The 7,608-nt window shown below is 59.6% G+C and carries 7 protein-coding genes; 4 read left to right on the top strand and 3 right to left on the bottom strand.

Annotation, left to right across the window (positions count from 1 at the left end; translation table 11 throughout):
• Window positions 1-27: 27 nt before the first annotated feature.
• The 3 genes from XI06_RS18010 to XI06_RS18000 all read left to right on the top strand — a co-directional run bounded on the left by XI06_RS18010 (window position 28) and on the right by XI06_RS18000 (window position 3,302).
• Complete coding sequence (locus XI06_RS18010; RefSeq protein WP_333909342.1) at window positions 28-1,479, top strand: putative bifunctional diguanylate cyclase/phosphodiesterase; 1,452 nt, start codon at window positions 28-30, stop codon at window positions 1,477-1,479.
• Between the two features lie 706 nt (window positions 1,480-2,185).
• A complete protein-coding gene (locus XI06_RS18005) occupies window positions 2,186-2,377 on the top strand; it encodes a hypothetical protein (protein WP_128962280.1) in 192 nt (63 codons plus the stop codon).
• 703 nt (window positions 2,378-3,080) lie between these two features.
• On the top strand, window positions 3,081-3,302 hold the full coding sequence (locus XI06_RS18000; protein ID WP_128962281.1) for a DUF6894 family protein: 222 nt from the start codon (window positions 3,081-3,083) through the stop codon (window positions 3,300-3,302).
• Window positions 3,303-3,906: 604 nt separating this feature from the next.
• Here XI06_RS18000 and XI06_RS17995 read toward each other — a convergent pair.
• Complete coding sequence (locus XI06_RS17995) at window positions 3,907-4,131, bottom strand: hypothetical protein (RefSeq protein ID WP_377803197.1); 225 nt, start codon at window positions 4,129-4,131, stop codon at window positions 3,907-3,909.
• Window positions 4,132-4,503: 372 nt separating this feature from the next.
• Here XI06_RS17995 and XI06_RS17990 point away from each other — a divergent pair, with 372 nt between their 5' ends.
• On the top strand, window positions 4,504-4,722 hold the full coding sequence (locus XI06_RS17990) for a hypothetical protein (RefSeq protein WP_128962348.1): 219 nt from the start codon (window positions 4,504-4,506) through the stop codon (window positions 4,720-4,722).
• A gap of 97 nt (window positions 4,723-4,819) precedes the next feature.
• Here the strand turns inward: XI06_RS17990 and XI06_RS17985 are convergent, their stop codons facing one another.
• Together XI06_RS17985 and XI06_RS17980 are read right to left on the bottom strand one after the other, a co-directional pair.
• Window positions 4,820-5,155 carry a response regulator gene (locus tag XI06_RS17985; protein WP_237864878.1) on the bottom strand — a complete coding sequence of 112 codons (336 nt, stop codon included), beginning with the start codon at window positions 5,153-5,155 and terminating at the stop codon, window positions 4,820-4,822.
• 110 nt (window positions 5,156-5,265) lie between these two features.
• Window positions 5,266-7,368, bottom strand: coding sequence for a response regulator transcription factor (locus tag XI06_RS17980; RefSeq protein ID WP_237891499.1), 2,103 nt, complete (start codon window positions 7,366-7,368; stop codon window positions 5,266-5,268).
• Window positions 7,369-7,608 lie beyond the last annotated feature (240 nt).

Here is a 7,608-nt window from a genome sequence, read left to right as displayed (position 1 = left end):
GCTGACAGCGCGGAAAGTGACTTCGAACTGCACAGAACGGCCGACGGCGAGCCCATCCAGGTCGTCATCGAATCCCGGCCTCTCGTCTATGGCGAACGGGCAGCGCACGTTTCCGTCCCCCCCCCCCCCCCCCCCCCCCCCCCCCCCCCCCCCCCCCCCCCCCCCCCCCCCCCCCCCCCCCCCCCCCCCCCCCCCCCCCCCCCCCCCCCCCCCCCCCCCCCCCCCCCCCCCCCCCCCCCCCCCCCCCCCCCCCCCCCCCCCCCCCCAATCGAACGAGCGCGGATCACCGACAGCCCCTTCGCCGTGCTCTGCATCGATCTCGATCATTTCAAGGAGATCAACGATCTTTTCGGCCACGCCGTCGGCGACGCCGTGCTGCGGGAGACCTCAAGACGCCTGAAGGAGGTGGCGGAAGGGGCCTACGTCGCGCGCGTCGGCGGCGACGAGTTCATCGGCATCGTCGATCGGCCTCCTTTACCCGGAGCCGCAGAACTGCTGGCCACGCGCATGCGCACCCAGTTCGAGCGGCCGATCGAGATCGACGGTCACGCGCTGAAGATCGATCTCTGCGTCGGAATAGCCCTCTATCCACGGGATGCCAACGACGCGGTCTCGCTGCTGGCGAACGCCGATGCCGCCCTCTACCGCGCAAAGCATGAAGGGCGGGGTGCCATCCGCCTGTTCACCAGCGCCATGGACAAGCAATTGCGAGAGCGGCGGGCGCTGGACCACGATCTGCGGGCGGCCGTCGAGCGAGGAGAGCTCTTTCTGGAATATCAGCCGCAGCAGCACCGGGACGGCACGCTGAAGGCCTATGAGGCGCTGGTCCGCTGGCGTCATCCTCTTCGCGGCATCATTCCGCCCGGGGAGTTCATTCCGGTCGCCGAGCAGAGCGGCTCGATCGCGCAGATCGACGACTGGGTCTTGATGGAGGCGTGCAGGGAGGCGGCGTCCTGGACCGAACCTCTCAGGATCGCCGTCAACGTCTCGGCGGCGCAATTCCGTCGGGAGAATCTCGATGCGCATGTCCGCAAGGCGCTGCGCGAGAGCGGCCTGGCGCCCTCGCGGGTCGAGCTTGAGATCACCGAAGGAGTGCTGATCGAGGACATCGCGCGCGCCAAGAATACGATGCAGTCGCTCAAGGCGCTCGGGGTTCAAATCGCTCTGGACGACTTCGGCACGGGATACTCCTCGCTGTCGTACCTGGAGGCGTTTCCCCTCGACCGGATCAAGATCGACCGGTCCTTCGTAATGGCGCTCGGCCAAAGTGATCGCTCGCTCGCCATCGTCCGGGCCGTCATCGGCCTTGCCCATGGTCTCGGGCTTCCGGTACTCGCTGAAGGAATCGAGACCGACGCCCAGATGTCTCTTCTGCTGAAGGAAGGTTGCGACGAGATGCAGGGCTATCTGATCGGCCGCCCCCGAAGCCTTCTTGCCGCCAAGGACGATAAGGAGTCCCGTTTGCGCGCGGTCTCCTAAGACCTTTGGCCGGCTATTGAGCGCGTGGCAGCTGCACGCTCGCGACCGAAGTCAGATCTCGGCCCGCCTACTGATGGACGTGCAGTATTGACGGGATGGGAAGCTCCCATGTCCTTCAGGAAACGGGCGAACTCATGTTCCGGTTTGGTGTCCCGCCTCCGCCTCTCTAAGCTCGGGTTCAGGTGCGCGGACTGGGTTGGGGGGCGGAGCTGCCTGCGGCGTCGAAGGCTGCTGTGCGTCTTCCTGTTTCAGTGCCGCGGGCTGCGCCCCGATTGCAGCGATCCAAACCTCGCCAGATGATTTTTGAACCCGCCAAATTCCCTCCTCTGTCGCCAACGCTGCGCTTGTTGCGGTGAGAACCAATGCAAATGCCACCGCACCAAGCAGTCCTCTTTTGAGCCCCATCCGAAATTCCTCGCTCCAAGATGCCGCGGCGTTGACGTTCCGACGATGTCTTATTGAGCGATTAACCGTTAGGTTCTGCCGATACACACGCCTCTAAAGCTTCGCGAAATGGGTTAGGGGAGTCGTCTAGGATTAAGCTGTGTGCACTTTTGCACCGAGCGCACGCAGCAATCGTACCCATATCACGCATCAGCTGAATCGGATATCGCTGATGCTCGCGAGATCCTACGGTGAAGAGACTTTGACTGCCCCGCCACCCTTATCTTGCGGTTTGAGCCGTCTACATGAGCCCGCTCTTAACATGAAATCCACCTACCCCCTGTTGAAGAAGTGGACAACGGAACAGCACGAGCGGCTGGTCACCATGGCAGAGGCGGGATGGCGACCGAGCCAGATCTCCGCAGAACTGAACAGGAGTGAGGCCGCGATAAGGGTTCGGGCTTGGCAGTACGGCATTGTGCTGCGGTTGGTCACGACAAAGCGCATCAAGTGAGGAGCTTGCCACCTCGCCCGCGAAGTTAATCCAGAACCTAATAAATGTTAACGCGGTCTCAGCGGTCCGCTCGTCCCAAACCGGGAGGTGCTTAAGTCGCGGCGCTTGCGGAACTCTATCGGCGATGCATCGTTCCTTTGATAGCTCGGCAGTACCGAGCCCGAACTGTGGGTGTACTGCCCCGGACGCTGATCCCCCAGCGCCGGGGTTTTTTATGCCGCGGAGCCGACAAGTGCAGCCCTGCTGAACGTTCATGAGCCGTAAAGCACGCGCATGAACATCACCACGCCAATGTTCAAAACTGGACATGAGACAGACCGAGCGAGATCTACGATTGCGCCGCGACGGTTGGATTCGCCTCCGTTCCGAAGCGACAGCAGCCTCAGCTCATCACCCTTCCTGGAGCACGCCGCAGGATTAATGGCTCTTCGTGACTTGGTAGCATCGCGGAGGCCTCTTGGTGACCCACCTTCGCGGACTGCGCCGAGGCTCCTACTGGGCACCAATGTTCTAAAGCAAGATAGTTTGAGCCTGGTGCGCGTTTAGCAACCTTGCGTACAGAGCCGCGTTGCTCAATGCACTGCCGGGTGACAACCGGACTCAATGGGGATGTTGGACGCGGAGCATTTTTCCGGTTTCTGCCCACGACATCAACGCATCGGTACGCGCTGACAACTATGTGCACCCTCTATGAATGAAGGCCATGGCCCGCTTCTATTTCCATCTCGTGGGCGATACGCCTGCTCATGATGTCCTCGGCCAGGATTGCGCGGATAACCGCGAGGCGCGGATCCACGCCAAGGCACTGGCGCGCGCTCTCGCGACCGAAAAGCCCCATTTGGTGCGAGATGGAAATTCGATTGCAATTGTTACGGAGGGCGGCCAGGAGATCGACCGGATTGTTCTGGCTTCGAGTAGCTTCTAGATCGTCGGAGTATGAGCGGCGCCTCTACCCGTGAGCGCGCCATGCTTCGATGAGCGGGCGAAACTCACCCATCCTAATTTGCGTTCGGACGCTTTCAAGGAGGAAGGTGGCAGTCGCGTCGGGCCGCGAGATCTCTCCGGACTTCGCGAGAATGCCCCAGGCAATATCGAAGGATTGAACGACGACACTAGACATGTGCATGACCGGGAAACAGGCAACTCTCCGCAGTTCCTGTGAAATTGAAACGTGTCGCGATGTTAATCTCGGAACTTCACATTTGTGGGCGCGCAAAGGCTGCACACAGTAGAAGGTCTCGAGTAGCGCGCTGGTGTATGCGAGTTGGTGCGCTCTCGGCCCCGGTGCCTCTACTCCTCACCAGCCCCAGAGTACCTGGGCTGCTCGACTGTGGGCAGGCTCTAACGCAGCAGCTCGTCGAACGTCGGTATCCGAAAGCCCGGCTGTGCTTCGGCGGGGAATAAGGGCTCTGACGCCGATTGACAGGGTTACTCCCTTCGGCGACCAAGCCCCACTCCCCCGTTTCGTTCCTAAGAGTGAAAACCCCACATCGTTGCCGATGTTGGGCAATAGCGTTAGGCGCTGTGCGTTATCGTTTTGCGGGCGGGCCGCTTTTGTTTCCTGGCAGGCCTTTTACGTTCGCCGGATCTTGTTCCTGCACCGAGAGGTTCTGCGACGCGGAGCCAACCGTACCCTGTTGCGAGGGACCGTTCTTGCCGCCAGGCGCTCCGCTAATCCCGACTCCAGAATTCTGGGCGCTTGGAGCTGTTGAAACCGTGCCAGCTGTATCCGATCGATTGGCATCGCCTGGCATATGCGAAGCCGAGCCGGGCTTGTCCTGTTCACCGACGTAGCCCGAGGCGCCCGAGTTTTGTGTCTTGATGCCCTTATCCGCCTCGTCCTGGAGGCTCCGCGATGGCGTCGCCTGTTGAGCAAGGGCTCCTGTCACACTGGAGATCGCCACGAGTGCTGCGAGTGCTAATAGCCGCATGATGGAAGGTCCTCCGTAGGTTGTTATTGTCATCAACGTGCGGGAAACGCGACGTTTCCCAAGCAGGGGCAAAAATAAGCCGGCCGTTTATTAAAGCGGAATCGCAAAACCGAGCGAGGACAAAAACCTTCAAGGCGGAACTGCACGCCCGAAAGACCATTGTTTCAGGCGCATGGGCGCATCGAGTGCCAAATTATGCAAAACTTTGCCAACGCGGCGTTTTCCCCAGATACGGTCGAGGCTATGACCGCCGCTCTGCGCGCTGCCTTGGCTACGCTGCCGGAGCCAGTCCATTCGGCGCACGTCAACATTCTTGCTGAATCAATCCTGCGCACGGCCAAGAGTGGAGAGCGAGACATCGTGATTCTGCAGAGAATAGCGCTTATGGAATTACAGCTGACGGGTCGGGCGTAGCCTTCCCGCAAGCAACTCCCGCAGGCGGAATGCAGTCTTCGATCTCACCGGCGTGCTTGTCATTGAGGCGGCCACTGAACCCCCGGTCGACGGCGCGCTAATCGCGTACAGCCTCAAGCAAACGCTCAGCTTGAAACGGCTTTGGCAGGAAAACGGTATCGCGCGGCAGTGACCCTAGGCGATCGCCGGACATCACAACGATATTCAGGTGTGGATGTTTCGAACGAGCGTAGGCTGCAAGCTCGGTGCCTTTCATCACGCCGGCCAGATTTTGATCGACGATCAGCGCCTGCAAATCGACGCCGGTCGGCGTCACAATGACCTCGCCCGCTTCGGCCGTCGTGCATTCGACGACTTCGAAACCTTCGCCTCTCAGGATGTCGGCAACAAAGCTCTCCTTGCAGAGAGTCGTCCTCGACCAGCAGCGTGACAAAATTCGACATCGCTTGCATCACCCTATTTGCTGGATAATGCGCAGAAACTCTTTGGTTCATCGCTGGCAGCGTAGAAAGCACTGAACCAGGCCCGGCCATTCAGTATTTGCTACACAATCAGATCGTGAGCCGCATGAAGATCGACGTGCCAGGAGTAGTCATGGTGCGTATCTGGCGGCCCCTCGGGCGCAATAGCATGCCGACCATCTCCATGAGCTTTTCCATTTCCGAGGCTCAATTGCTGAAGGTCATACATGTCTGACGACGTATTATCGGCGCCAGTTTTAAAATGAAAGGAATCGCCAAGTTTAGTGGCAATCACTGATGTGGCCCGCTCTGCCTTGTCGGAAGAAGGTCCGCCCTCGTTCTTTAATCCCGAATGTGCGTCGCTGGCAGAATTTTCGGGCGCCATTGGCATATCGTGCTGCGGTTTGCCACTATTGAAATCACCTGCCTGCGGATGCTGTCCGTGTTGCTTGCCGGCCGCAGAGCGATCTTCGAAATTCTGAAAATCGCCGTGCGCCTGTCCGTGATTGGAATCTTCTGTTGGGATCTCATTCTTAGCGTGCCCCTTGGCGGCTCCGGATGTGTGGCCGGATTCATGCACGGCTTTCTGCGATTGACCGTGAGTTAAACTGTCTGCAGCGGCCTCATTCTTGGCGTGTCCCTTTGCAGCTCCGGAAGTGTGTTCGGACTCTTGCACGGCTTTCTGCGAATGACCGTGATTTAAACTGTCTACTGCATCCTCATTCTTGGCGTGCCCCTTGGCGGCTCCGGAGGTATGGTCGGACTCATGCAGGGCTTTCTGCGATTGACCGTGATTTAAATCGTCTCGCGGGGCCTCAAGCTTCGCGGCTTCCGAGTTGTTGTCGGGAGTGCACAAATCAGATTGCGAGCGACCCTGATCAATTTCCCGGCCTGTCTGCGTGGCGTCACGTTCCGCGGCTTCCTGCGCCGCTACCGCAACAAAATCAATTGCCCCGGAACCTAGATGAATAGCGTTTTCTCGGCCACTGCCGCCATCTTCCGCATGGGCGTTGCCGACATAAAGCTCGCTGTGGTCTGTGGCGGTTATATCGCCTTGGGCGAACTCGAATGCAAACGCCTCACCGTACACCGCCATACTGCCAAAATTTGCGAAGCCAGGAAGCGCGGATGCTGATCCGTTGACGACGCTTGCGGTAGATGAATTTACGATGCCATCGCCGAAATCGAACGCCTGCACGGCATGGTTGGCACCATCGAGCTCGTAGATCAAGGCGGCGAAAGCCGCAACCATGAAGATGCTGTAGCTGCTCGAACCCGGCCTCGGCGCGTTGAGTGCTGCCTGGGCAAATACGCTCGCAGCAATCTCGGCCACGGGGTCGACGAGCTTGCCAGTCGGCGACGAGGTCACCGCTGCGACGCCGGCGCGGTCCTTGCTCGCGCTTCTGCCCGGGGGGCCACCTGATACTGCTTCCTTGCGGCCGATCTTAAAGGTAACGATCTCCGCGCGGCCGTCTTCGGCCATGACCGTGAAACTTTCGGTTGCGGCATGACCGGGCGAATCGTCCAACGCTGCCAGGAGCGCAGCTGTCAAGATACTCATCGCGCCATAACGGCGCGACAGCGCCAGCGCGGCGAGCTCAGTCCGGTTGTTAATTCCAAGCTTCTGTCGCGCGTGGTCGATGTGAATCCTGACGATCTCCAGAGAGACACCCAGGACCCGACCAATTTCACTGTCCGACAAACCTTCGGCGACGAGATCCATGATCGTCCGCTCGTTGACGGTCAAAACCGCCTGAACGTTATCGCCGAACGATTCAATTCCATTAGCTTCGTTACCGACCCTCGCCAGGTCTGATCCCGCTTTTTCTAGCCTTAGGGACTGAACCAGCGCCTCTGGTTTGGCGTTCATCGGAATCGCGCCGCAAGCACCCGTCGCAAGTGCACTGGCGAGATCGCCGCAGGCGACGGTAGCAGTGAAAAACACCAGCCGGGAGGAGAGACCTTCGACGTCCGCGATGGCAAGGATGTCGGAGGCGGTTACATCGGTGAATCCGTCCTCCAGCAACACCACATCTGGGGTCACACTGCGTATGGCCGCAAGACAACTTGCTCCATCAAGACAGCATGCAACTACTTCGAAATCGGGCTGGGCGCCCAGTAGCGATGCAAAACCCTGGAGAACAATCGGACGTCGATCTGCTATCACCAGTCGAACGCGACGCATGGGCTTCCTTCGCTCGGCCTCGCACAAAGCATGACAAGCAAATTAAGTCCGCTCGACTGATTGCGTTCCTAATTGTGAAATGGATTCGTACGGACAGTTTGACGATGAGGTCGTTCAGTAGTGACGGCTCCAAATGGATTGCCTCTTATCCGTCCGTCAGAGGTTACCGCTCCGCGGAGATGCAACTTGAAGCGATCTCTGTACCCCCGCATTTGCGATCAAGGATGGAAGCGCGTTTCG

Source organism: Bradyrhizobium sp. CCBAU 11434 (genome assembly GCF_028128895.1).
Classification (GTDB): Bacteria; Pseudomonadota; Alphaproteobacteria; order Rhizobiales; family Xanthobacteraceae; genus Bradyrhizobium; species Bradyrhizobium zhengyangense.
This window is presented reverse-complemented; position numbering and strand designations above follow the sequence as displayed.

Coding starts and splice junctions, on each gene's coding strand:
- XI06_RS17995 (WP_377803197.1), bottom strand. CDS start 4,131: ATGCCAGGCGATGCCAATCGATCGGATACAGCTGGCACGGTTTCAACA.
- XI06_RS17990 (WP_128962348.1), top strand. CDS start 4,504: ATGCAAAACTTTGCCAACGCGGCGTTTTCCCCAGATACGGTCGAGGCT.
- XI06_RS17980 (WP_237891499.1), bottom strand. CDS start 7,368: ATGCGTCGCGTTCGACTGGTGATAGCAGATCGACGTCCGATTGTTCTC.
- XI06_RS18000 (WP_128962281.1), top strand. CDS start 3,081: ATGGCCCGCTTCTATTTCCATCTCGTGGGCGATACGCCTGCTCATGAT.
- XI06_RS18005 (WP_128962280.1), top strand. CDS start 2,186: ATGAAATCCACCTACCCCCTGTTGAAGAAGTGGACAACGGAACAGCAC.